This window comes from Pseudomonas sp. L13 (genome assembly GCF_009935965.1).
Lineage (GTDB): Bacteria > Pseudomonadota > Gammaproteobacteria > Pseudomonadales > Pseudomonadaceae > Aquipseudomonas > Aquipseudomonas lactis.
The window spans coordinates 1-24,155 of sequence record NZ_QODJ01000074.1; the positions used below are offsets into that span (position 1 = coordinate 1).

The window sequence follows — 24,155 nt, forward strand, 5'->3', positions numbered from 1 at the left end:
ACCGCCAACCCTACCAGTACGTCCGGGCCCACGCCGGCTTCAATCAGGCGATGGGCCAGGCGGTTGGCGCGGCGGTTCAGTTCGGCGTAACTCAAGAGCTGCCCGGCAAAGATCAGGGCTGGCGCATCCGGTTGTGCCAGCACCCGGGCTTCAATCAATTGATGCACCCATTGACCTTGCGGGTAAGTACGCTCGGTGGCATTCCACTCACAGACCCGTTGTTGGCGCTCCGAAGCGGCCAGCATCGACAAGTCCTGCAAAGCCAATGTCGGATCGGCAACCGCCGAACGCAGCAGGCTCAGCCAATGCCAGATCATGCGTGAAGCGGTGGCAGCGCTGAACAGATCAGTGGCATAAGTGAGGGAAGCCCACAGGCCATCATCGGTTTCCTGGGTGTCCAGGCTCAGGTCGAACTGGGCGCTCTGGGTATCCCACTCCAGATTGGCGATGCGCAGCCCCGGCAGTTGCCGGGCGCTTGCATGGGCCTTGGCCTGATGGTTAAACATCACCTGGAACAGCGGGTTATGGCTCAGGCTGCGCTCGGGCTGAAGCGCTTCTACCAACTGTTCGAAGGGCAAGTCCTGACGCGCCTGGGCTTGCAGCGCGCGCTGCTTGGTGTGTTGCAGCAGTTGGGCGAAGGACATCTGGCGGTCGAGATCGGCCTTGAGCACCTGAGTATTGACGAAAAAGCCAATCAGAGACTCGGTCTCGACGCGGTTACGGTTGGCAATCGGCACGCCGACGCGGATGTCCTGTTGGCCGCTGTAGCGGTAAAGAAATACCTGGAACGAGGCGAGCAACAACATGAACAGGGTCACGCCCTCGCGCTGAGCCAAGGCCTTCAGACCGGCAACCAGCGCCGGTTCCAGCGCTATGTCGTGGCGTGCACCGCGAAAACTCTGCTGGGCCGGGCGCGTATTATCGAACGGCAGTTCCAGTACGGGCTGTGCCCCGCTGAGCAGCTCACACCAGTACTTCAATTGATGCGCCTTCTCCCCTGCCTCCATCCAGCGACGTTGCCACAGCGCATAGTCCGCGTATTGAATCGGCAGCGGCGCCAGCACGCAGTCCTGACCCTGGCTGTAGGCAGCGTAAAGCTGCATCAACTCCCGCACCATCACGCCCATGGACCAGCCGTCGGAGACGATATGGTGCTGCACCATCACCAGTACATGCTCATCTTCACCGAGGCAAAGCAGGCTGACCCGCAGCAGCGGACCGTGCTGCAGGTCAAACGGGCGCGCGATCTGCTCTTCGACGCAGGCCTTGAGCTGGGCTTCGTCAGTCTCGCTTTCAGCGATGTCGACAATCGCCTGGTGCAGCACCTCCTGGGAGCGTTGCTCATCACTCAGGTGCAGGCGAGTGCGCAAACTTTCATGGCGTGCGACCAGGCTGTCAAAGCAGCGTTGCAGGGCAGCCTTGTCCAAGTGGCCGCTCAGACGCAGCGCAGCGGGTACGTGATAGGCCGCGCTGTCGGGGTCCAACTGCCAGAGAAACCACTGACGCTCCTGGGCGTAGGACAGCGGCAGGTGTTGGCCGTCTTCGCGAATCGAGGCAATCGGCAGTTGAGCGAAACTCATGCCCCGGCTTTGCAGGCGCTGGTAAAACTGCTGGCGCTGCTCCAGAGGCAAGCGAAGAAAGCGCGACACCAGGTCGATATTAGGGTTGGAAAGCATGGTTCAAATCGCCTCTAGTTCGCTCAAAAAGTCACGAAGATCATCAAAGTCTTCCGCAGTGCCGGCGCGGAAAGTGGCAGCGGCCTGAACATAAGCGCGCAAGGAATCGGTCTGGAACACTTCCACCAGCGGCACCTCCAAGCCCAGTTCGGCGTGGATGCGAGACGTGATCCGGATAGCCAGCAAAGAGTGGCCGCCGACTTCGAAGAAGTTGTCGTTCAGGCCTACTTGCGGGAGGTGCAGGATGTCGGCCCAGATCGCGGCAATCTGTTGTTCAAGCTCGGTTTGCGGCGCCACGTAGTGTTGTTGCAGTTGGCTTGCGTCCGGCTCGGGCAGGCTACGGCGGTCGAGCTTGCCGTTGGGCGTGAGTGGCATCTGCGCCAGGAACATGAAGTACGCTGGCACCATGTAATCCGGCAGGCGAGCTTTCAGCGCGCGGCGCAGGATGTCGCGGAATACGGCTTCGTCACCCACCGACTCTACCGGTACGACATAAGCCACCAATTGCTTACCGGTCGGGCCGTCCTGAGCCACCACCACGGTTTCACCCACATTGTCCTGTTCACGCAGACGCGCCTCGATTTCCCCCAGTTCGATACGGAAGCCCCGGACCTTCACCTGGTGGTCAACACGCCCCAGGTAATCCACCACGCCATCCGGACGCCCACGGGTCAGGTCGCCGCTGCGATACACGCGACTGCCGGGCTTGCCGAACGGGTCCGGTACGAAACGCTCGGCAGTCAATGCCGGACGCTCCAGATACCCCCGGGCCACACCCTCGCCGCCCAGGTACAACTCCCCGGCTACGCCGATGGGTTGCAGATTGAGTTGCGAGTCCAGCACGTAGCCGCTGCGGTTACCCAACAAGGTGCCGATGGGCGCATAGACGGCGCCACATGGGTCGCCCGTGCGTGCCTTCCACAACAGCGGTGTGACCACCGTTTCCGTCGGGCCATAGCCGTTGAACAGGTACTTGGGTTTCAGCGCGCGCCACGCCAGGTCATAGCTGGCTTGAGCAACGGCATCACCGCCAAAGCAATACACCCGCACCGCCGGTGGGTTGCCGTCGCGCTCGGCATGTTCGGCCAACTGTTGCAGGTACACCGGTGGGAACACCGCCATGGTCACGTTGTGACGATGCATCTGCTCATAGGTGTATTCCGGCAACCACAGGCTGTCGTCACGGATCAACACGCTGGCGCCGTTGATCAGCGGGTGCATCCAGCCTTCGTGGGAGCCGTCAAAGGCAAACGACATGAAGTGCAATTCGCAATCGGCCGGGGAGGTTTCATAGCGTTCACCGGTGGCGATGATATGCGCCACCAACGGCCCGTGTGACACCGCCACGCCCTTGGGCAAACCAGTGGAACCGGAGGTGTAGATCACATAGGCGAGGTTGTCGCCGTCCAGCGCCACATCCGGTGCCGTATGGCTGTAATCGGCCCATTCTTCGGTGCAATCAATCGCCAGGGTATCCAGGCCCTCGGGGACCGGCAGTTGCTGCAACGCCCGGCTGTGGGTCAGCAGCAGTTGCGCACGGCTGTCTTGCATCATGTACAGCAGGCGATCACGTGGGTATTCGATATCCAGCGGCACATACACGCCGCCGGCTTTCATCACCGCCAGGAACGCCACCATGCTCTCGGCACTGCGCGGCATGGCGATGGCCACCCGTACTTCCGGGCCGACGCCACGGGCGATCAAGGCATGGGCCAGGCGGTTGGCCTGGCGATCCAGCTCGCCGTAAGTCAGGGTTTGTGCGTCGAACTTCACCGCCACTGCGTCCGGGGTTTCCCGGGCGCGATCACCGACCAATTCGTGTACCAGGCGCTCGGCCGAGAAGCCGGCGTCGGTCTGGTTCCACAGTTCAAGGATCTGCTGTTGCTCGTCCTGGTCCAGCAGATTCAGTTGACTGATGGACTGCTGTTGGTCAGCAACCATGGCCTGCAACAGGTTCTGCCAGTGCCCGGCCATGCGCTCGATGGTTGAGGCTTCAAACAACTCAGTGGCGTAGCTCAGTGAAGCAGCCAATTGGTCCTCGGACTCTTCGATATCCAGGGTCAGGTCAAATTGCGCTACCGTCTCATCCCAGCTCACCGGGCTCATGTCCAACTGCGCCACGCGCTGTAAATGAAGGCCGGACAGGCTGACATGGTGGTTGAACGCCACCTGAAACAATGGGCTAAGGCTGAGGCTGCGTTCAGGTTGCAAGGCCTCCACCAACTGCTCGAACGGTAGGTCTTGATGTGCCTGAGCCTCCAGTGCGCGCCGCTTGACCTGATGCAGTAACTGGGCGACGGTCGCTTGCCCATCGATATCGGCCTTGAGCACCTGAGTATTGACGAAGAAGCCTATGAGCCGCTCGGTTTCAAGACGATTGCGGTTGGCGATCGGTACACCGACACGAACATCCTGCTGCCCGCTATAGCGATGCAGCAATATCTGATAGGACGCCAGCAGCAACATGAACAGTGTCACGCCTTCGCGTCGGGCCAACGTCTTCAAACTAACGAGCAATGGCATCGGCAACACGATATTCAAACGTGCGCCACGGTAGGTCGGCATGGCTGGACGCTGATGATCGAATGGCAGCTCCAGTACTGGCTGCTCCCCACCGAGCAGATCGCGCCAGTATTCGAGTTGACGCGTTTTCTCCCCCGCCTCCATCCAGCTGCGTTGCCACACGGCATAGTCGCCATACTGGATGGGCAGCGCCGGCAGGTCCAAATCCTGGCCTTGGCTATAGGCAGCGTAGAGTTGCACCAGTTCGTCGACCATGACCTGCATCGACCAACCGTCAGAGATGATGTGGTGCTGCACAACCACCAGCACGTGCTCATTGTCAGCCAACCGCAACAGACTCACGCGCATCAATGGGCCGTGGCGCAGGTCGAATGGCTGGGTGATCAGCGCTTCGACCATCGCCTTCAACCCTGCCTCATTGGCACCCATTGAGGCTACCGGAACATGCGCCTGCGGGCTTATGACTTGTACGGTGCGCTCGGCGTCCTGGTGCAGATAAGTGCGCAGGCTTTCATGGCGCGCGACCAGTGTATCGAAGGCGTGCTGTAAGGCTACCTTGTCTAAGTGCCCCTTGAGACGCAGGGTGCTGGGCACATGATAGGCCGCACTGGTGGGGTCCAACTGCCAAAGAAACCACTGCCGCTCCTGGGCAAAGGACAACGCCAGCGGCTGCTCCCGCCCAACTGCCTGGATCACGGGCGCCGTATCGACCTGCACGCCTGCGCACGCCGCAGCAAAGGCTGCCAGCGTCGGCTGTTCGAACAGCGCCCGCAACGGCACTTCCAGCTTGAGGTCGTGGCGCACCCGGGAGATCACTTGGGTAGCCAACAAAGAGTGGCCGCCGCGTTCGAAGAAGTGATCTTCCAGGCCAACCTGCTCGACCTGCAACACTGCTTGCCAGATGGCCGCCAGCTGGATTTGCAATGGACTCTGCGGCGCCACGTAGGCGGCGCTGGTCTGGTTCAGGTCGGGGGTGGGCAGTGCGCGGCGGTCGAGCTTGCCGTTGTTGTTCAACGGCAAGGCATCGAGCACCACCCAATGACCGGGCACCATGTAGTCCGGCAATGTCTGGCGCAAGCGTGTCGCCAGTGCCTGGGGCTCCAGCGCTTGGCCTTCGGCGGGCACCACGTACGCCACCAACTGCGCGCCGGTGGCGCTAGGCTGCGCAAGCACGGCGGCTTCTCGCACGCTGGGCAAGGCTTGCAGGCTGGCTTCGATTTCGCCCATTTCGATACGCAGGCCACGAATCTTCACTTGATGGTCGATACGCCCAACGTATTCCAGCGCACCCGCCGGGTTGTAACGGGCCAGGTCGCCACTGCGATAAAGCCGCGCACCGGGCGTGGCGGAAAACGGGTCTGGCAAGAAGCGCTCAGCGGTGAGCGCCGGGCGGTCGAAGTAGCGTTGTGCCAAGCCAACTTCGGCGCCAATACACAACTCGCCCACGCCGTCGGTGGCCAACAGTTCGAAGCCGCTGTCGAGCACATACAGAGCGCGCCCGGCAATCGCCTGTCCTATTGGCACGCCGTAGGCGTCGTTGGCATCGGTCAATTGGCAGTCATGCACGCTTGAGACCACCGTAGCTTCGGTCGGCCCGTAGGTGTTGACCAGGCGCACATTGCCCAAGCCCGCGGCGTGCCAGGCACGTACGCCTTCCACCGACATGGCTTCACCGCCCACATGCACCTGGCGCAGCTTGCCCAGGGAGCGACGGTGCTCGGCGCATTCCTGCGCCAACAGGTACCAGTAGGCGGCGGGCAAATCGGCCAGGGTCACACCCTGCTCGACAATCTCTTGCGCCAGTTGCCCGGCATCCCAGAGTTCATCGCCACGCATGATCAATGCCGCGCCCGCACACAGGGGCGGGAAGCACTGTTCGACAAAACCATCAAAACTGAAGGTCGCAAACTGCAACACGCGGTCCTCGGCGCTCAGTCGGCTGTACAGCGTGGCGCTGTCGCAGAACTGGCCGAGGGCGGCATGGTCGATGGCCACGCCTTTGGGCTGGCCGGTGGAGCCGGAGGTGTAGATCACATACGCCAGGTCAGCGGCAGCAGCGTGATTAGGCGGATTGGACGCCGGGTAGCCTGCCAGTTCGTCGCCACAGGCGCTGAAATCCACGCGGGTCAGGCCGTGGGGCAAAGGCAGGTCGGCGAGCAAGCCGGTTTCGCTGAGCAGCACGTCCAGGCGGCTGTCGGCGAGCATGTAGGCCAAACGCTCCGCCGGGTATTTAGGGTCCAGCGGTACGTAGGCCGCCCCGCTTTTGAGCACGGCCAGCAGGCTGACGATCAACTGCGGGCCACGCCGCGAAGCCAGGCCCACCCGTTGGCCGGGGCCGACACCAAGCGCCAACAGGCGATGGGCCAGGCGGTTGGCGCGCTGGTTCAACTGGGCGTAGCTCAAGCTGGCGTCACCGGCCTGTACAGCCAGGGCGTCTGGCGTCGCCTCGGCCTGGGCTGCGATACGCTGATGCACGCGTTCGTTGGCCTGGGGCGCTGCGGCCGAGCGGCTCAGCGCGAGCATCTGCCGTTGCGCGGGAGCGTCGAGAAGGCGCAGGTTGCCCAGCGGCATGTGAGCGTCTGCGAGCAATTGCGCCAGCAGGTGGTGCAGGTTGGCGCTCAACTGCGCGACGTGTGCCGCGCTGAACCGGGCACGGTCATAGCTGAATTCCAGGCGCAGGCTGGCGCCCAGTTCGATGCCCAGGGTCAATGGATAGTGCGTGCGCTCATGGTTGTGCAGGCGACCGAAGGTCAGGCCGGCCGGCGCGCCTTGCTTGAGCGCCTCGGCGACCGGGAAGTTCTCGAACACCAGCAAGGTGTCGAACAGCGCACCCTGCTGGCCAGCCCAGCCCTGGATGTCGTAGAGCGGCACATGTTCATGGTCGCGCAGGCTGAGGTTGAGCGCTTGCAGTTCGCTGAGCCACGTCGCGGCCGACTGGGCTGGCGAGGCTGTGCTGATAATCGGCAAGGTGTTGATGAACAGGCCCAGTTGCTGCTCGATCCCCGGCAGCGGTGCGGAACGCCCGGCCACCGTGGCACCGAAGGCGACGCAGCCCTGACCGGTGTAGCGTTGCAGCAACAGGCTCCAAGCCCCTTGCAACAGGGTATTGAGGGTGACTTTGTGCTGGCGTGCGAACTCGCCGAGGCAGTGGGTAAAGTCGCTCTCCAGTGCCACGTGATGGTCAGCCATGCCCACCCCGTCTACCGGCGTGCGCAGCGCTTGCGCCAGCAGGGTCGGCGCCGGCAATGCCGCCAGGGCGGTTTTCCAGAACGCTTCGCCCGAGGATTGTTGTTGCAGCCAGGCGAGGTAATCGCGGAACTGCCCGAGCGGCGCCGGCACTGCCTGCCCCGCATAGTGGGCGATGACTTCACCGAGCAACTGCGCGTTACTCCAGCCGTCCATGAGGATGTGGTGGCTGGTGAAGATAAAGTGCCAGGCCGCACCGGCACCGCGCACCAGCGTCAGGCGAAACAGCGGTGCGGCATTCAGGGCAAAACCGCGTTGGCGTTCGGCGTGGGCCAGGGTGTCGAAGTCGGCGTTTGGGTCCTCGATCACTTGCAGCTGAAGGTCCACTTGGCGCTGGATCAGTTGATGGGCACTGTCCAGGCCCAGCCAGTGGAAGCTGCTGCGCAGGATGTCGTGGCGATCCAGTGCGGCCTGCCAAGCACGCCCGAAAGCGAGCACATCGAGGCCGTCGATGTCGAGGCGCAACTGGTTGATGTAGGCCTGGGCCTCGGGTTCCAACAGGGTGTGGAACAGCATGCCTTGCTGCATCGGCGACAGCGGGTAAACGTCGGCAATCGCCGGCCCGGCCACGGGCAAAGCATCCAATTGCTGCTGGGTGAGGCGTGCCAGCGGGAAATCCGACGGGGTCACCTGCCCCGCCGGCGTGGCACTGCAATGCTCAATGAGTGCCTTGAGTTCGGCTGCGTACTCATTCGCCAGACGCTGAACAGTCGCCGCCTCGAACATCTCCCGACTGAACCCCCATTGAAGCGACAGCTCACCGCCATAAACCTGCCCTTCCACCGTCAACCAGTTGGCCAGCGGTGCCTCTGGATCCTGGGCCTGGCCACTGCCCTGGCTGGCCGGCACGAACAGTGCCGACTCGTTGAACTGACGGTCGAACTGGCCCAGGTAGTTGAAGGTGATGCGCGGCGCGGCGAGGCTCGCCAGGCTTTCCCGCGCGTGTGACGTGCCCAGGTAGCGCAGCAGGCCGTAGCCCAGGCCTTTGTCGGGCACGGTGCGCAGTTGTTCCTTGACCGCCTTGATCGCCTCGGGCAACTCGCCCTCGGCGTGCAGGCACACCGGGTAGAGGCTGGTGAACCAGCCGACGGTGCGGCTCAGGTCGATGTCGTCAAACAGATCTTCACGACCGTGACCTTCCAATTGAATAAGCGCGGCAGGTTGCTCGCTCCAACGGCTGATCACCCGCGCCAGGGCGGTCAGCAACAGGTCATTGACCTGGGTGCGATAGGCCGCTGGTGCGTCTTGCAGCAGTCGGCGGGTGTGCTCGGCGTCGAGGCGGGTTTCCAGCTTGGCACCCAGGCGGTTTTGCAGGCCGCCTTCGGGGTGATCACACGGCAGCTCGGCGTCGATGAATTGGGCTTGCCAGTACGGCAGTTGCTCATCGAGGGTCTGCGCGTGGCGGTGCAACTGTTGCGCCCAGTGCTGATAGGCACTGGTTTTTGCTGGGAGTGCCTGTTCGCGGTAGGCCTGTTGCAAGTCTTCAAGCAGGATGCGCCAGGACACGCCATCCACCACCAGGTGGTGGATCACCAGCAGCACACGCTGGCTGCCATCGGCCATGCTCACCAACGCGGCGCGCAGCAGTGGGCCTTTGGCAAGGTCAAGACTGCGCTGGGCTTCATCACACAGCGCCGCCAACTCGGCGTCGGTGCTGGCCTGGCATTGCCACAACAGCGGTTCGCTGACATAGGCGGCATGGCTCTGCTGCCAGCCGTCAGCCTGCTGCACAAAACGCAGGCGCAAGGCGTCGTGATGCTGGATCAACCGCGCCAGCGCTGCTTCCAGGCGTGCCGGCTCAAGCACCTCGCCGGGCACCAGCAACAAGGATTGATTCCAGTGATGCCGCGCCGGGATCATCTGGTCGAAAAAGCTGTGCTGCACAGGCGTGAGCATGACCGCGCCGCTGACAGGCCCCTGGTCGATCAGGCTGACCTGCTCGAAGCTGGCCACCAGCGCCAGGCTGCGGATGCTCTGGTACTGGAACAGGTCACGCGGGCTCAGGCGAATGCCGGCCTGACGGGCGCGGCTGACTACTTGGATGGAGATGATCGAATCGCCGCCCAGCTCGAAGAAGTTATCGTCCTGGCCGACCTGCTCAACGCCCAGCACATCGCTCCAGATGGCAGCCAGGGCTGTTTGCAGGTCGCCTTGTGGCGCCACAAACGCCTGTTGCAATGCCGCATCCGGCGCTGGCAACGCCTTGCGGTCGAGCTTGCCGTTGGCGGTCACCGGTAGCTTGGGCAGCGCAATGAAATGCGTCGGCACCATGTATTCCGGCAGGCTGCTGAGCAACCAGGCCTTGAGATCCGCTGGCGCCTCGCCTGCGTGCACCAGATAGGCGACTAACTGCTTGCCGCCATGCACCAGCACCACGGCTTCGCGCACGTGTGGATGCTGCATCAGGCGTGCTTCGATTTCGCCCAGCTCGATACGCAAGCCGCGCAACTTGACCTGATGATCGAGACGGCCAAGGTATTCGATCACCCCATCGGCACGTTGGCGCACGCGGTCACCGGTGCGATACAGGCGCTCGCCCATCACGAACGGGCTGGGCACAAAACGTTCGGCGGTCAGCGCCGGGCGCCTGTGGTAACTACGCGCCAGACCAACGCCGCCGAGGTAGAGTTCGCCGCTGACGCCAGCCGGCACCGGGTTGAGTTGCGCGTCCAGCACGTAGGTGCCGAGGTTGGCGATCGGGCGGCCGATGGGCACGCTGTCGGCGCCTTCGTCGATGCAGGCCCAGTGCGTGACGTCGATGGCCGCCTCGGTCGGACCATAGAGGTTGTACAGCGCCGCAGTCGGCAACCTGGCGAACACTTGCTGTTGCGCATCCAAGGGCAAGGCTTCGCCGCTGCACACAATGCGTGTGAGGCTTGCGCACGCCTGTACGCCCGGCTCATGGATGAACGCCTGCAGCATCGACGGCACAAAGTGCAAGGTGGTGATGGCGTACCGGCCAATGGTGTCAATCAGGCGCGCCGGTTCACGGTGCTCGCCAGGCGCCGCCACCACCAGGCGTGCGCCGGTCATCAACGGCCAGAAGAACTCCCACACCGACACGTCAAAGCTGAACGGGGTTTTCTGCAATACGGCGTCATTGGCACCCAAGCCATAGGCCTGTTGCATCCAGCTCAAGCGGTTGACCAAGGCGCGATGGCTATTGCCGGCGCCTTTGGGCTTGCCGGTGGAGCCCGAGGTGTAGATCACATACGCCAAGTTCAGGGCATGCGGGGCCACGTTCGGCGAGTCGCTGCTGTAGCCGTCGAGCCATAGCGCCGGCTGGTCCAGGGCAATCACCTGGATACCGGCGACGGGCAGCGACGCCAGCAGGCTCTGCTGGCTGAGCAGCAGTTGTATGCCGCTGTCTTCGATCATGTAGGCCAGGCGTTCCTGGGGATACTCAGGGTCGAGAGGCACGTAGGCGCCACCGGCCTTGAGAATCGCCAGCAGGCCAACCACCATTTCGATGGAGCGCTCGATGCAGATCCCCACCAGCACGTCGGGCCCTACGCCCTGCTCGCCCAGGGCATGGGCCAACTGGTTGGCGCGTGCATCCAGCTGCGCGTAGGTCAAGGTGGTGGTACCGAACACCAGCGCCGGTGCATCGGGGCTGCGCTGTGCCTGGTCTTCGATCAGGTGATGAAGCCCGCGCTCGGTCGGGTACGCCTCGGCGGTCTGGTTCCAGCTGTGAACCAGCCGTTGCTGTTCACCGGCATCAAGCATGGGCAATTCGCCGATGCGCTGTTCGCCATCAAGCACCATGGCCTGCAGCAGGCGGGTCCAGTGCCGGGCCATGCGCTCGATGGTGGGCGTATCGAACAGGTCATTGGCGTAGGTCAGCGCGGCATGCAGGGTGCCGGACTTTTCGTAGGTGTCCAGGGTCAGGTCGAACTGGGTAGTGCGGCCTTGCCATTCCACCAGGGCCAATTCCAGGCCCGATGCAGTGCTGACCGAGGCGATGTCGGCGACTACCGGCTGATGGTTATACATCACCTGAAACAGCGGCGTGTGGCTCAGGCTGCGCTCGATTTTCAGCGCTTCCACCAGCCGTTCGAAGGGCAATTCCTGATGGGCCTGGGCGCCCAGGGCATGCTCCTTGATACCTTGCAGCAACTCGGCAACCCGGGTTTGCCCGGTCAGTTCGGTGCGCAACACCTGAGTGTTGACGAAGAACCCGATCAGGCCCTCGACTTCGGTGCGATTGCGATTGGCAATCGGCACACCGACGCGAATGTCGCCCTGGCCGGTATAGCGATGCAGCAGCACATTAAAGGCACCGAGCAACAGCATGAACAGGGTGACGTTGTGTTGTTGCGCGCAACTGCGCAGTTGCGCGGCCAGTGCCGGATCAATCACGAAGTTATGCCGTGTGCCCTGGTAGCTGGGCATGGCCGGCCGTGGGTGATCAGTGGGCAGTTCCAGTACCGGATGCTCATCACCCAGGCGGGCCTGCCAATATTCCAATTGGCGCGCCTGCTCGCCCGCTTCCAGCCAGCGGCGCTGCCACAGGGCGTAGTCGCTGTACTGGATGGGCAGCGCCGGCAGTTGGGGCGCTTCGTTGCGCTCATGGGCGTCATAGCAACGGATGAATTCGTCGATCAGCACATTCATCGACCAACCGTCGGAGACGATGTGGTGCAAGGTCAGCAGCAGCACCTGTTCCTGCTCGGCAAGCTTGAGCAGTTGCACGCGCAGCAATGGCCCATGTTCCAGGTCGAACGGCAACAGCGATTGACGGGTAGCGGCGGCGTTGACGGCCTGCTCCCGAGCATCGACGGCCAAGGCGGTGAAGTCCAGGTGCTCGACGGTCACCGACGGCTCCACCGCCACCTGAGCCAGCCGCTCATCGGCCTGACGCTGGAACACCGTGCGCAGAGTTTCGTGACGCGCCACCAGGCTGGCGAACGCTTGCTCCAGCGCTGGCAGGCTCAGCGCGCCCCTCAAGCGCACTGCGCCGGGCAAATTGTAGGCGCCGCTGGCCGGGTCCAACTGCCATAGAAACCACATGCGCTGCTGTGCGTAGGACAGCGCCTGGCGGTCCTCCACCTCCACCCCTGCCGGAATCGGAAACCTTGAAAAATCCACGCCCTCTTTCTGCAAGGCTTGCAGGAACAGTTGGCGTTTTTCCAGGGGCAGCCCGATAAACCGGCGAGCAAGTTTCAAGGAGTCTTCAGCATTCATTTCTTGGAATCCGGGGCAATAGGCGGGAAGCACAAAGGCACGTCGTCCCTATAAAACGAACCGGACGGGGAAAAATTAGCGGGGGGAATGGGAGGCTGTTGCCCGCGGGGAATACGGGCTGGCAGGAAGCGTCCTACGCAAAATCAGTACGCCACCGCTAGGGTTAGCGATGCATGCGCTCTAGGCTTGCCGAGGTCAGGAATCCAGACGTCTATACGAGGGAAATCAGCGCAATGAATCGCCAACTGCAATACAAAGGCTATAACGGCTCAATTGAATACAGCGCTGACGACAATTGCCTGTTTGGCAGGCTTTTGTACATCAGCGCGCTGGTGAGTTATGAGGGCCAAACCGAACACGCGTTGGAAGTGGCCTTTCGCGAAGCCGTGAATGACCTGCTCAACCAAACCTGCAAGGCCAGCCCTTTACCCTAATCGCCGGTAACCCAATACCGCCGAGCCCGCTACCACAGCCCCGGCCGCCAGCGCCACCCAGAACCCGCTGGTGGCGCCAAAGTGGTCGATCATCCACCCCGAACTGGCGGCACCAATGGCCACGCCGATGCTCAGGCCGGTGATCAGCCAGGTCATGCCTTCGGTCAGGCGGCTGGCCGGGACGATCTGCTCGACCATGGCCATCGACACAATCAAGGTGGGTGCGAAGAACAGCCCGGAGATAAAGATGGCAGCGGCCAAGCCGGGAATATTGCTCACCAGCAGCAAGGGCAAGGTGGTCAACGCCGTGGCCACGCCGCAGTACAGGAACTGGCGTGGCAACGGTGCCTTGAGTTTGAGGGCACCGAAGGCCAACCCGGCCAGGCACGAACCGATGGCATACACCGACAACACGATACTCGCCGCGGCCGGCTGGCCCTGATGCTGGGCGAAGGCCACGCTGACCACATCCACCACCCCAACGATCACGCCCATCGCCAGCAGCAGGATCATCAGGATCAATACCGACGGCGAAGCAATCAGCCAGCGACCGTGCGCGCCCTGATGCGCGTGTACCGGTGGTTCGGTTTGCCGTTGCAGCACAAAGGTGGTGACGCCCACCGCCAGCAACAGCACCGCCACCAAGGGCCCGGCTTCTGGAAACACCGCCACGCTCAACCCCACCGATATGGGTGGGCCGATGATGAAACACACCTCATCGAGCACCGACTCCAGGGCAAACGCGGTTTGCAGCCTGGGCTGGCCACGGTACAACTCGGTCCAGCGTGCCCGCACCATAGCGGACATATTGGGCATGCAGCCCGCCAGCGCGGCGAACAGAAACAGCGTCCAATTCGGCGCCTGCAACCGCGTACACAGCAGCAACATCAAGAGCGCCCCGCCGCCGATCAGCGCGGCAATTGGCAATACTTTGCCCTGGCTGTAGCGGTCCACCCAACGTGACACTTGCGGCGCGCAAATCGCCGTGGCCAGGGCAAACACCGCCGCCACCGAACCGGCCAGGCCATAGCCACCATGCACCTGGGAAAGCATGGTGATCAGGCCGATGCCAGTCATGGATATGGGCATGCGTGCCAGCATGCCCGCGAGCACGAAGGCCCGGGCACCGGGGGCCTGGAATAATTCGGCGTAGGGGTTCGCCATGTTATTGCCTTCTTTCCTTCAAGTTGCGCAGCTTTTTATCACACCAACCGCTTGATCTGCTTATGCCGCCACACCAACCGGTAATACGCGATCTGCAACACCAGCATCGCCAGGTAGGTCACCGGAAATGCCATCCACACCCCTTCCAACCCGAAGTGGGCGTTGAACAGATAGGCCATTGGTAACTCCACGCAGAGCACGCAGAAGATCGAGATCGCCACCGGCATCAGCACCACGCCGCTGGCGCGCATAATGCCGCCGATCACCGCCTGGAAGCCGAATACGAGAATGCTCCAGAGCATGATGTGCAGCAGGTGTTCGGCCCGCACCCGTGCGCTGTCGTCGGTGATGAACAGGCCCAGCAACCAGTGGGATAGCCCATAGCCGAGCACGATCAAGCCACCGGTGAGGCACAGGTTGATCACAAGCCCCGTGCGCAGGATCGGCCCGATGCGCTCCAGGCGCCCGGCGCCAATCGCCTGGGCGCCGAGGATCGAGGCGGTGATGGCAATCGACAGCGCCGGGAACTGCACATAGTTGACGATTTGCGTCACCGCGCCATAGGCCGCCGTGGCCTGGGAGCCGTGGCCGTTGACCAGGGCCAGGATGACCAACTCCGACAGCGATAGCACCACCATCTGCAAGCCCGTCGGCAGGCCGATGCGCAGGACTTTGCCGAGGATGACGCGGTCCAGGCGCAAGGCGGCAAGCAGCTCGCGGTCTGGCGCCATCACGTGGTTTTTGTGGCGCAGGCGCAGGACCAAAAACAGCATCGCCAAGGCGTTACCCACCAGCCCGGCATACACCGCACTCTGGATGCCCAGGGGCGGCAGGCCGATCCAGCCGCGAATCAGCGCAGGCGTCAGCAGCAAGCCCACCAGGGTGGAGACCATCAATGCCAGCAACGGCGAAATCGTGTCGCTGACCCCACGCAGCAGTTGGGTATAGAGGATGAACACCAGCAGCAACGGCATGATCAACATCATCATCTGGGCGTAGCCCACCGCATCGTCGAGCACGTCCACCGGGGTGCCCAACGCTTGCAATGCCGGGCGCGCAAACAGGCTGCCCAGCACGGCGGCCACCAGGCCCACCAACGCGCCCAGGGTCAGGGTGGCACCGGTAATCGCCTTGACCATTCCGGTCTCCTGCGCGCCCCATGCCTGGCCGATCAGTACCGAGGCACCCGCCCCCAGGCCGATCACCAGGGCGATAAAGAAAAACACGATGGGAAACATCCCCGATACTGCGGCCAACGCCTGGGTGCCAAGCATTTGCCCAACGTAAATGCCGTTGAGGGTGCCGGAAAAGCTTTGCAGGAAATTGGACAGCACCATCGGTGCCAGGAACAACAGATAGGTTTGCCACAGCGGACGTTGCAAAGGGTTTTGCATGAAAAACGGGGCCTCGAATGACGAAAGCGTCTCAGGGTTATACCGTAACTGGATCCAATATGCTGTTGTGAAGGCTTGACTTAACCACCAAAGGTTTGCGATGGCCTGTGCAATGTCGGATCAAACGGGTTGAGCCGCGGTCCGATGGCCGCCGCCTCGCGCTTGAGCAACTCCACCACCATGGGCAAGCGGCTCGGCCCCAGGCGGTCGCTGATGGTCGCCACGCTCAATGCCGCGACCGCGTACCCGTCGCGGTTGAGGATGGGCACCGCCAGCCCCGCCATGCCTTCCAGCACACCGGTGTTGCGTGCCGCATAACCCAGGTTGCGCACGCTCTCCACTTCGGAGCGCAGCAGCACTTCGTCATACAGGTGGAAGTCCTTGAGCCGTGGCAGGTTGTAGCGGATCACCGTCTCGCGCTCCTCTTGCGGCAAAAACGCCAGGATCGCCAGGCTGCCCTGCCCCACGCCCAGGGCCACGCGCCCGCCGATATCACCGGTGAAGGTACGGATCGGGTACGGGCCCTCGCTGCGGTCCAGGCAAATGGCGTCGAAGCCTGAGCGCGCCAGCAGGAACAGCGAGTCGCCCAGCGAAGCGCTCAGGCGCAACAGGCTGGGGCGCACCAGGTCGCGCAGGTTGCCGGTCTTGCCTGCGTTGGCCGCCAACGCGAAGAACTCCAGGCTCAGGCGATAGCGTTTGCTGCGCGCATCCTGCTCAACCATGCCTTCGTCCATCAGGTTGCGCAGCAGGCGGTGGGTGGTGGGTTGGGACAAGCCCACCTGTTGGGCGAGTTGGGTAACCCGCTCGCCACCCTCCGGCACCTCCCCCAGGGCTCGCAGCACGGCAAACAACCGGGACACGCTGCCCGCACCGATATCCTTGCCGCCGTTATTCCGCTCAATGGAATCCATAACATCTAATCTCGTTAATAATTCTGCTCAATGAATAAATCTTAAAATAGTAGTCCGTTGAGTGAAATTCCACCTTCCGCCCATCCTAGTCTTCGTCCTAATCTGCGTCCACAGGGGCGAAATGAACAACAACCGGCAGCCGACTTGAGATCGAGCGCCCACGCACCGGCACCACTTTTCGCATCTGCCCAAAACAAGAAAGCGCGTTTTTGACGCGACTGAATAAAGGTGGAACGCAGACATGGCATTTCTCCAACTCAAGGCCTTGAGCAAACGCTATGGCGCCGTCGATGCAGTGGTCGCCACTGATCTGGCGGTGGAACAAGGCGAATTCGTTTCCCTGCTCGGCCCTTCAGGCTGTGGCAAGACCACCACCCTGCAAATGATCGCCGGTTTCGTCGACGTCAGCGGTGGCCAGATCCTGCTCGACGGTCGCGACATCACCCATGCCAAGCCCGCCAGCCGTGGCCTGGGCGTGGTGTTTCAGAGCTACGCGCTGTTCCCGCATATGAGCGTGCGCGACAACGTCGCCTTCGGCCTGAAGATGCGCAAGGTGCCAGCGGCGGACATCGCCACCCGCGTCAACAGCGTGCTGGAGCTGGTGCGTCTGGCTCAACATGCCGAGCGCTACCCCCGTGAGCTGTCCGGTGGCCAGCGCCAGCGCGTGGCCCTGGCCCGTGCGCTGGTGATCGAACCGCCGGTATTGTTGCTTGATGAGCCGCTGTCCAACCTCGACGCCAACCTGCGTGAAGAAATGCAGTTTGAAATCCGGCGTATCCAATGCGCGGTGGGCATCACCACCTTGATGGTGACTCATGACCAGGCCGAAGCCCTGTCCATCAGCGACCGCGTGGTGGTGATGCAGGCCGGGCGCGTGACCCAGATCGACGCGCCTTACAAACTCTATGAACACCCACGCACGCGCTTTATCTCAGACTTCGTCGGCAAGGCCAATCTGCTGGCCGGCGACTACGACGCGCTCGGCATCCCTCAAGTGCGCCATGACGGTGGCAAAGGCGAACTGACCCTGAGCCTGCGCCCGGAAAAAATCCAACTGGTGGACGCGAGCACTGGGCGAATGTCAGGCACAGTGCTGGACCGCTATTTTTTCGGCAGCCAATGGCTGTACCGCGTCCACACCGCCCTGGGCGAAATCACCGTGATACGCAGTAACGACGGCAGCGCGCCCTTGGCTAACGGCGCGGTGGTGGGCCTGCAATGGCAGGCCGATTTGCTGCGCGTACTGGCGGCCGATGAGGTGCACCCATGAGTCGTGGCTACCTACTCTCGCTGCCTGCACTGGTGCTGTTTACCGGGCTTTTGATCATGCCGCTGGGCCTGACCCTGGTGCTGTCGTTCAATGTGTTCGACTACCAAGCGGGCGTGAAGGCCGATGAGTGGACCCTGGCCCATTACTGGGCGCTGTTGAGCGACGCCTACTTCTACGAGATTTTCTGGCGCACGTTCTGGATCAGTGCCCTGGTAACGCTGCTGTGCGTGGTGATCGGCGTGCCGGAGGCCTACATTCTCAGCCGCATGGGTACACCGTGGCGCTCGATCTTCCTGATCGTGATCCTCACGCCGCTGCTGATTTCGGTGGTGGTACGTGCGTTCGGCTGGAGCCTGCTGCTGGGTGCCGACGGACTGATTAACCAAATGCTCCAGGCCCTCGGCGGGCGCCCGATGAAGCTGCTGTATACGCCGTTCGCGGTGATCATCGCGTTGGTGCACGTGATGCTGCCGTTCATGATTATCCCGGTGTGGACCTCCCTGCAGAAGCTCGACCCGTCGGCCGAACAGGCGGCGTTGTCCCTGGGCGCCAGCCAAGCCACGGTGATGCGCAAGATCGTGCTGCCCCAAGTGATGCCCGGTGTGCTGTCCGGCACCCTTATCGTGTTCGGTTTGGCTGCCAGCTCCTTTGCAATCCCCGGCCTGCTGGGTGGGCGACGCCTGAAGATGGTTGCCACCGTGGTCTACGACCAATACCTCTCGGAACTCAACTGGCCCATGGGCGCGACCCTCGCGGTGGCGCTGCTGTTGGTCAATCTGCTGATCATGCTGAGCTGGAACCGCATGGTCGAAGGCCGCTACAAAAAGTCCCTGGGGGTTTAAGCGCATGTCCAGAAACGGTCCTTTAGCCCTCGGCTTCCATGCCATGGTGGTGCTGTTCATGATGGCGCCACTGGTGGTGGTGTGCCTGGTGGCGTTCACCCCGGAAAACACCCTGAGCCTGCCCACGTCGGGCTTCTCCTTGCGCTGGTTTCGCGCTGTGTTCGAACGCGCCGATTTTATCCAGGCGTTCTACAACAGCCTGATCCTGGCCTTTACCGCCGCCACCCTGGCGACCCTGATCGCGGTGCCGGCGGCCCTGGCGATCAGCCGTTATTCGTTCCCGGGGCGCAACTTCTTCAGTGCGCTGTTCCTGTCACCCATCATCATTCCGCACCTGGTGCTGGGGGTGGCGATGCTGCGCCTGTTTGCGCTGATGGGCGTGAACGGCAGCTTTACCTGGCTGATGCTCGCGCACGTGGTGATCATCACGCCGTACGTGTTGCGCCTGGTATTGGCAGCGGCCATTGGCATTGACCGCAGTGCCGAGCAGGCCGCCGAATCCCTCGGCGCCGGGCGCTTTACGCTGTTCCGGCAGATCACTCTGCCAATGATTTTGCCCGGCGTGGCCGGTGGGTGGTTGCTGGCGTTCATCAACAGTTTCGACGAAGTGACCCTGTCGATTTTCGTCAGCTCGCCGGCCACGCAAACCCTGCCGGTGCGCATGTACGTGTACGCCACCGAGTCCATCGACCCGATGATGGCGGCCGTGTCGGCGTTGGTGATCGCACTGACGGCAGCGACCATGATTGTGCTCGACCGGGTCTACGGCCTAGACCGCGTGCTGGTGGGGAAACACTGATGGCCTTGTTCAAGCGACTGAGCGAAACCCAACGCCCTGCCCTGGCCTTCACCCTCGACGGCCAACCCGCCACGGGGTTGCTTGGCGATACCCTGCTGACCGCCATGCTGACCTGCGCCGAGCACCTGCGCGGCAGTGATTTCAGTGCCGAGCGCCGCGCCGGGTTTTGCCTGATGGGCGCGTGCCAGGACTGTTGGGTGCGCCTGGCCGATGGGCGGCGGGTGCGCGCCTGTTCGACCCTGCTGGAAGAAGGCCAGGCGATCAGCCGCGATCCAGGGCGCCGACCATGAAGCCGGTGGTGATTGTGGGTGCAGGCCCGGCGGGTATCAGCGCGGCGCGCACCTTGCTCGACCATGGCATCACACCGTGCCTGGTGGACGAAAGCCCGCGCGGTGGCGGGCAGATTTATCGGCGCCAACCCCCAGGGTTCCAACGCACCGCCCGGCAGATCTACGGGTTTGAAGCGCGCAAGGCCCAAGCCGTGCACCAAACCATGGATGAACTGGCAGCGCTGATCGACTACCGGCCGGACACCTTGGTGTGGAATGCCGAGGACGGTCGCTTGGACATGCTCAATAACGGGCGCGCCGACAGCCTGGAATACGCGCAGGTCATTGTCGCTACCGGCGCCACCGACCGCATCCTGCCTGTGCCCGGCTGGACGTTGCCGGGTGTCTACAGCCTGGGCGCGGCGCAAATTGCCTTGAAGTACCAAGGCTGCGCGGTTGGCGAACGCGTGGTGTTTTGTGGCTCCGGGCCGTTGCTCTATTTGGTCGCTTACCAATATGCAAAGGCCGGCGCCAAGGTGCTCGCCGTACTCGACAGTGCGCCGCTGAGTGCCCAGTGCCGTGCCTTGCCGGCGCTGCTCAGGCAACCGGCGACCCTGGCCAAGGGCATGTATTACCGCGCTTGGCTGACCGCCCACGGGATCCCCGTGCACCAGGGCGCAATGCTCAAGCAGATCGACGGCGACCAACGGGTGCGTGGCATTCGCTTCGGCGAACAGACCCTGCCATGCGATGCGGTAGCCTTCGCCCATGCCCTGCGCAGCGAAACGCAATTGGCCGATCTGCTCGGCTGTGAATTTGCCTGGAACCCGCTCAATCGCGCCTGGCTGCCGCAACGTGACAGCGCCGGGCGCAGCAGTGTCGAAGGGGTGTACCTGGCGGGCGACGGCGCCGGCATCATGGGCGCCGATGCCGCGCACATGGCCGGCGAACGCGCCGCGCTGGCGCTGCTGGAGGATACCGGCGTCGCGGTCGACCAACACCGCCGGGCCACACTGGAGCGGCAGTTGGCGCGTATCCAGTGCTTTCGCCAGGGCCTGGAAACTGCGTTCCCCTTCCCCGAACACTGGGCCGCGCAGGCGCCAGACGAACTGGTCCTGTGCCGTTGCGAAGAGGTCAGCGTCGGCGAGGTGCGCGCCGTGGTGGATGAAGGTCACTGGGAAATCAACCGGGTCAAAGCCCATTGCCGCGTCGGCATGGGCCGCTGCCAGGGGCGAATGTGCGGGTTGGCGACGGCGGAAATCGTCGCCGAGCGCAGCGGCCGCGACCTCCCCCAGGTCGGGCGCTTGCGGGGCCAGGCGCCGATCAAGCCGCTGCCGTTTGGCGTGCAGGTGCAGCCATGATCGACGCCATCGTCTTGGGGGGCGGCATCGTCGGCGCTTCGGCGGCCTTGATGCTCGCCCAGAAAGGCCAGCGTGTAGCCCTGGTAGAACGGGATTTTTGTGGCTCGCATGCAAGCGGCGTCAATTACGGCGGCGTGCGGCGCCAGGGGCGGCCCTTGCATCAGTTGCCGCTGTCGCAGCGCGCCCATCAACTGTGGGCCAACCTGCCCGGGTTGATTGGTATCGAGGGTGAATACGTGCGCTCCGGGCATTTGAAGCTGGCACGCAGCCTTGGGGATTTTGCCGCGTTGCAAGCCTACGCCGAGAATACCCGTGGCTTCGACCTGGGCTTGCAGCTGCTGGACCGCAGCGAGTTACGCCGGCGTTTCCCCTGGGTGGGCGATGTGGCAGTGGGCGCCTCGTTGTGTCCCGATGACGGGCATGCCAACCCGCGTCTGGTGGCCCCGGCCTTTGCCCGTGCCGCCCAGCGCCATGGCGCTGCGGTGTACGAGCAAGCCGAGGTAATCCGCATCGAGCACGACAGCCGGCTGTTCCAGGTGCACTGCGCCAACGGCCTGCACTTGCAAGCGCCGTGGCTGCTCAACTGCGCGGGCGCCTGGGCCGGCAAGGTCGCCGCGCAATTGGGCGAGCCGGTGCCGATCATCTCGGCACACCCGGCGATGCTGGTCACCGAGCCGCTGCCGGGAGTCATGACGGTCAGCACCGGCGTCGAGGGTGGCGGCATCTATGCGCGGCAAGTCGCCCGCGGCAATTGCATCCTCGGTGGCGGGCGCGGCTTTGCCCTCGGCCCGCAGCGGGCCAGGCCGGGCCAGGCGGCGGTGTTGGAGATCCTGCGCAATGCCGGCGAACTCTACCCGTTTCTCCAGGGTGCCCAGGCCATTCGCACCTGGAGTGGCACCGAAGGTTACCTGCCTGACCACGAACCGGTGATCGGCCCCAGCAGTACCCAACCTGGGCTGCTCCACGGTTTCGGCTTTGCCGGCGCCGGGTTCCAGCTCGGCCCCGCCGTCGGTGAAGCCTTGGCAGAGATCGTCTGCGACGGCGCCAGCCGCCAACCCATCGAAGCGTTTTCCATCCGTCGTTTCCAAGCCTGAGAGGAAAAAACCCATGCAATCACGTCTCACGTTGTCCTGCTTGTCCCTCGCCTTGCTGACCGGCACGGCCCATGCCGCCCCCACGCTGTACCTGGGCATGAACGGCGGCACCATGGAACGGGTGTACGCCGACAAGGTGCTGCCCGCCTTCGAAAAGGCCAATAACGTCAAGGTCGTGATCGTACCCGGCACCTCCTCGGACATTCTCGCCAAGGTCCAGGCCAACAAGGCCAACCCACAGATGCATGTGATGTTCCTCGACGACGGCATCATGTACCGCGCCATCTCCATGGGCCTGTGCGACAAGCTCGCGCCGAGCCCGGCGCTTGAACAGATCCCGGCCAAGGCCCGCATCAAGGATGAAGCCGTGGCCGTGACCCTGGGCGTCACTGGCCTCGGCTACAACGCCAAGATGTTCAAGGACAAAGGCTGGGCCGCGCCCACCTCATGGATGGACCTGGCCGACCAGCGCTTCAAGGACAAAGTGGTGTTCCAGTCCCTGGCCTCCTCCACCTTCGGCCTGCATGGCTTCCTGATGTTCAACCGCATCCAGGGTGGCGATGAAACCAATGTGGAACCGGGCTTCAAGGCCTGGCCTACGAGCGTGGGCCCCAACGTGCTGGAATACATCGCCAGCTCCGCGAAGATCTCCGAGATGGTGCAAACCGACGAAGCCGCGATCTTCCCCCTGACCCCGACCCAGGTCGCCACGCAAAAGCTGCTCGGCATACCGATGGAGTACGCGCAGCCCAAAGAAGGTGCCGTGGTGCTCAACGTGGCCGAATGCGTGATCGCCCGCAATGACCAGCCAGAACTGGCGCAAAAGCTCGCAGCATTCCTGCTGACCGCCGAAGCCCAGGCGCCGGCGCTGGAAGAAGGCGACCAGATCCCATCGAACCCGACCACTCCCACCTCCGAGAAAACTCGCGCGCGGGTGGAGGCCATGCAGGGTTATCTGCAAACGGCCATTTCGATTGATTGGGACCAGGTCAACCAGGCACGGCCACAGTGGAATGCACGGTGGAGTCGCTCGATTGAGCGTTGAGGCTTAGCCCTGCGCAATCAGGGCCAGTTCTTCGCGGGTGCGACTGATGTGTGCACCGGCCTTGAGCAATTCATCGACGGCCTGTACACCGCCCTCCTCGCTGATGCCTCGGCACGCCGGCAAATGCAGGACCACTTGCAAGCCGGCCTTGAGCAATTGCAACGCGGTGGTCTTGACGCAGTAGTCCAGCGCCAGGCCGCCGACGATCACACGGGCCACACCGTGGGCCTTGAGGTACTCGATGACGCCAGTGGACAGCTTGTCGTGCAGGTCGTGGTAACAGGCGCCGTAGGGGTGCAGGTCGGGTTCGACACCTTTCCAGATGAAGTAGTCGTAGTCATAGGGCGTGGGCAACTCATCGAGCAAGGCGAACCCCTCGGTACCCGGCACGCAGTGGCTGACCCACGTCACATCGGCATGGGCCAGGCCGGTGGGTTGCAGCATCTCGCTGTGCTGCGCGACGACCCAGGGTGCGTGGGGGGTGTGGGCGTCCTTGCTGCCGATGCGGTGGCCGGCGAGGCTGGCCATGTAGTTGAGTTCGGCGCCAATGTGATTGCCACCGGTTACCGGCAATTCGTTGGGGCATAAAGGTGTGAAGCTCTTCTGGGCGTCGACGTCGAATGAAGCGATGGCAGCTTTCGAAAGGCTCATGGTCGTTCTCTGGTGGTCTGCACGTACGACCGCCTCCGGGCGAGCGTAGAAAAGGTGAAGTGTGGGGCAGTTTACCGCGTGGATCGATGCGTTCACCCTATTCTCAAAACGCTGAAGTTCAAAGGTGGGCTTGCCTGCGATGACCATAGGTATCTACACAACGCTGTAACGGTGGACGGTAACCACGATGCGAAGCGAGTCGCTCGTGATCTTGCTCTTGATCTGCTTGTGATCTTGATCTCAGGCGCCCCGTTAAACCACGCTGGCCGAACGCAGGCTTGAATTCGTGGGT

General features: G+C 63.1%; 14 protein-coding genes. 8 read left to right on the forward strand and 6 right to left on the reverse strand.

Going from position 1 to position 24,155, the window contains the following annotated elements; translation table 11 throughout:
• Both DK871_RS25325 and DK871_RS25330 read right to left on the reverse strand, forming a co-directional pair.
• The coding region (locus DK871_RS25325; protein WP_161907063.1) for a condensation domain-containing protein at positions 1-1,676 on the reverse strand (1,676 nt) is incomplete at its 3' end.
• 3 nt (positions 1,677-1,679) lie between these two features.
• Positions 1,680-12,629, reverse strand: coding sequence for a non-ribosomal peptide synthetase (locus DK871_RS25330; protein ID WP_161907064.1), 10,950 nt, complete (start codon positions 12,627-12,629; stop codon positions 1,680-1,682).
• Between the two features lie 233 nt (positions 12,630-12,862).
• Here DK871_RS25330 and DK871_RS25335 point away from each other — a divergent pair, with 233 nt between their 5' ends.
• Positions 12,863-13,063 carry a hypothetical protein gene (locus tag DK871_RS25335; protein ID WP_161907065.1) on the forward strand — a complete coding sequence of 67 codons (201 nt, stop codon included), beginning with the start codon at positions 12,863-12,865 and terminating at the stop codon, positions 13,061-13,063.
• Here DK871_RS25335 and DK871_RS25340 read toward each other — a convergent pair.
• From DK871_RS25340 to DK871_RS25350, 3 genes are all read right to left on the reverse strand, one after another.
• Positions 13,055-14,227: an MFS transporter gene (locus DK871_RS25340; RefSeq protein WP_161907066.1), complete on the reverse strand. Its 1,173-nt coding sequence runs from the start codon at positions 14,225-14,227 to the stop codon at positions 13,055-13,057. The genes DK871_RS25335 and DK871_RS25340 overlap by 9 nt on opposite strands.
• 38 nt (positions 14,228-14,265) lie before the next feature.
• Entirely contained in the window at positions 14,266-15,621 is a 1,356-nt protein-coding gene (locus tag DK871_RS25345; RefSeq protein ID WP_161907067.1) for an MATE family efflux transporter, read from the reverse strand.
• Between the two features lie 80 nt (positions 15,622-15,701).
• A complete protein-coding gene (locus DK871_RS25350; RefSeq protein WP_161907068.1) occupies positions 15,702-16,532 on the reverse strand; it encodes an IclR family transcriptional regulator in 831 nt (276 codons plus the stop codon).
• 241 nt (positions 16,533-16,773) lie between these two features.
• Here DK871_RS25350 and DK871_RS25355 point away from each other — a divergent pair, with 241 nt between their 5' ends.
• From DK871_RS25355 to DK871_RS25385, 7 genes are read left to right on the forward strand one after another with little or no spacing between them, the layout of a single operon-like run.
• Complete coding sequence (locus DK871_RS25355; protein WP_161907069.1) at positions 16,774-17,802, forward strand: ABC transporter ATP-binding protein; 1,029 nt, start codon at positions 16,774-16,776, stop codon at positions 17,800-17,802.
• Positions 17,799-18,644, forward strand: a complete 846-nt coding sequence (locus tag DK871_RS25360; RefSeq protein ID WP_161907070.1) for an ABC transporter permease — start codon at positions 17,799-17,801, stop codon at positions 18,642-18,644. Before DK871_RS25355 ends, DK871_RS25360 begins: the two co-directional genes overlap by 4 nt.
• Before the next feature lie 4 nt (positions 18,645-18,648).
• A complete protein-coding gene (locus DK871_RS25365) occupies positions 18,649-19,443 on the forward strand; it encodes an ABC transporter permease (protein ID WP_032896775.1) in 795 nt (264 codons plus the stop codon).
• Positions 19,443-19,733, forward strand: a complete 291-nt coding sequence (locus DK871_RS25370; protein ID WP_161907071.1) for a (2Fe-2S)-binding protein — start codon at positions 19,443-19,445, stop codon at positions 19,731-19,733. Before DK871_RS25365 ends, DK871_RS25370 begins: the two co-directional genes overlap by 1 nt.
• Positions 19,730-21,073 (forward strand): NAD(P)/FAD-dependent oxidoreductase, encoded by a 1,344-nt coding sequence (locus DK871_RS25375; RefSeq protein ID WP_161907072.1) that lies wholly within the window; start codon positions 19,730-19,732, stop codon positions 21,071-21,073. Before DK871_RS25370 ends, DK871_RS25375 begins: the two co-directional genes overlap by 4 nt.
• Positions 21,070-22,167: an FAD-binding oxidoreductase gene (locus tag DK871_RS25380; RefSeq protein WP_161907073.1), complete on the forward strand. Its 1,098-nt coding sequence runs from the start codon at positions 21,070-21,072 to the stop codon at positions 22,165-22,167. Before DK871_RS25375 ends, DK871_RS25380 begins: the two co-directional genes overlap by 4 nt.
• 13 nt (positions 22,168-22,180) lie before the next feature.
• Positions 22,181-23,212, forward strand: coding sequence for an ABC transporter substrate-binding protein (locus DK871_RS25385; RefSeq protein ID WP_161907074.1), 1,032 nt, complete (start codon positions 22,181-22,183; stop codon positions 23,210-23,212).
• Between the two features lie 3 nt (positions 23,213-23,215).
• Here the strand turns inward: DK871_RS25385 and DK871_RS25390 are convergent, their stop codons facing one another.
• On the reverse strand, positions 23,216-23,863 hold the full coding sequence (locus DK871_RS25390) for a nicotinamidase (RefSeq protein ID WP_161907075.1): 648 nt from the start codon (positions 23,861-23,863) through the stop codon (positions 23,216-23,218).
• Positions 23,864-24,155 lie beyond the last annotated feature (292 nt).

What these genes read in the sequence shown, in the direction of transcription:
- DK871_RS25390 (WP_161907075.1), bottom strand. Translation starts at nt 23,863, where the DNA reads ATGAGCCTTTCGAAAGCTGCCATCGCTTCATTCGACGTCGACGCCCAG.
- DK871_RS25345 (WP_161907067.1), bottom strand. Translation starts at nt 15,621, where the DNA reads ATGCAAAACCCTTTGCAACGTCCGCTGTGGCAAACCTATCTGTTGTTC.
- DK871_RS25330 (WP_161907064.1), bottom strand. Translation starts at nt 12,629, where the DNA reads ATGAATGCTGAAGACTCCTTGAAACTTGCTCGCCGGTTTATCGGGCTG.
- DK871_RS25370 (WP_161907071.1), top strand. Translation starts at nt 19,443, where the DNA reads ATGGCCTTGTTCAAGCGACTGAGCGAAACCCAACGCCCTGCCCTGGCC.
- DK871_RS25375 (WP_161907072.1), top strand. Translation starts at nt 19,730, where the DNA reads ATGAAGCCGGTGGTGATTGTGGGTGCAGGCCCGGCGGGTATCAGCGCG.
- DK871_RS25385 (WP_161907074.1), top strand. Translation starts at nt 22,181, where the DNA reads ATGCAATCACGTCTCACGTTGTCCTGCTTGTCCCTCGCCTTGCTGACC.
- DK871_RS25380 (WP_161907073.1), top strand. Translation starts at nt 21,070, where the DNA reads ATGATCGACGCCATCGTCTTGGGGGGCGGCATCGTCGGCGCTTCGGCG.
- DK871_RS25350 (WP_161907068.1), bottom strand. Translation starts at nt 16,532, where the DNA reads ATGGATTCCATTGAGCGGAATAACGGCGGCAAGGATATCGGTGCGGGC.
- DK871_RS25335 (WP_161907065.1), top strand. Translation starts at nt 12,863, where the DNA reads ATGAATCGCCAACTGCAATACAAAGGCTATAACGGCTCAATTGAATAC.
- DK871_RS25365 (WP_032896775.1), top strand. Translation starts at nt 18,649, where the DNA reads ATGTCCAGAAACGGTCCTTTAGCCCTCGGCTTCCATGCCATGGTGGTG.
- DK871_RS25355 (WP_161907069.1), top strand. Translation starts at nt 16,774, where the DNA reads ATGGCATTTCTCCAACTCAAGGCCTTGAGCAAACGCTATGGCGCCGTC.
- DK871_RS25360 (WP_161907070.1), top strand. Translation starts at nt 17,799, where the DNA reads ATGAGTCGTGGCTACCTACTCTCGCTGCCTGCACTGGTGCTGTTTACC.
- DK871_RS25340 (WP_161907066.1), bottom strand. Translation starts at nt 14,227, where the DNA reads ATGGCGAACCCCTACGCCGAATTATTCCAGGCCCCCGGTGCCCGGGCC.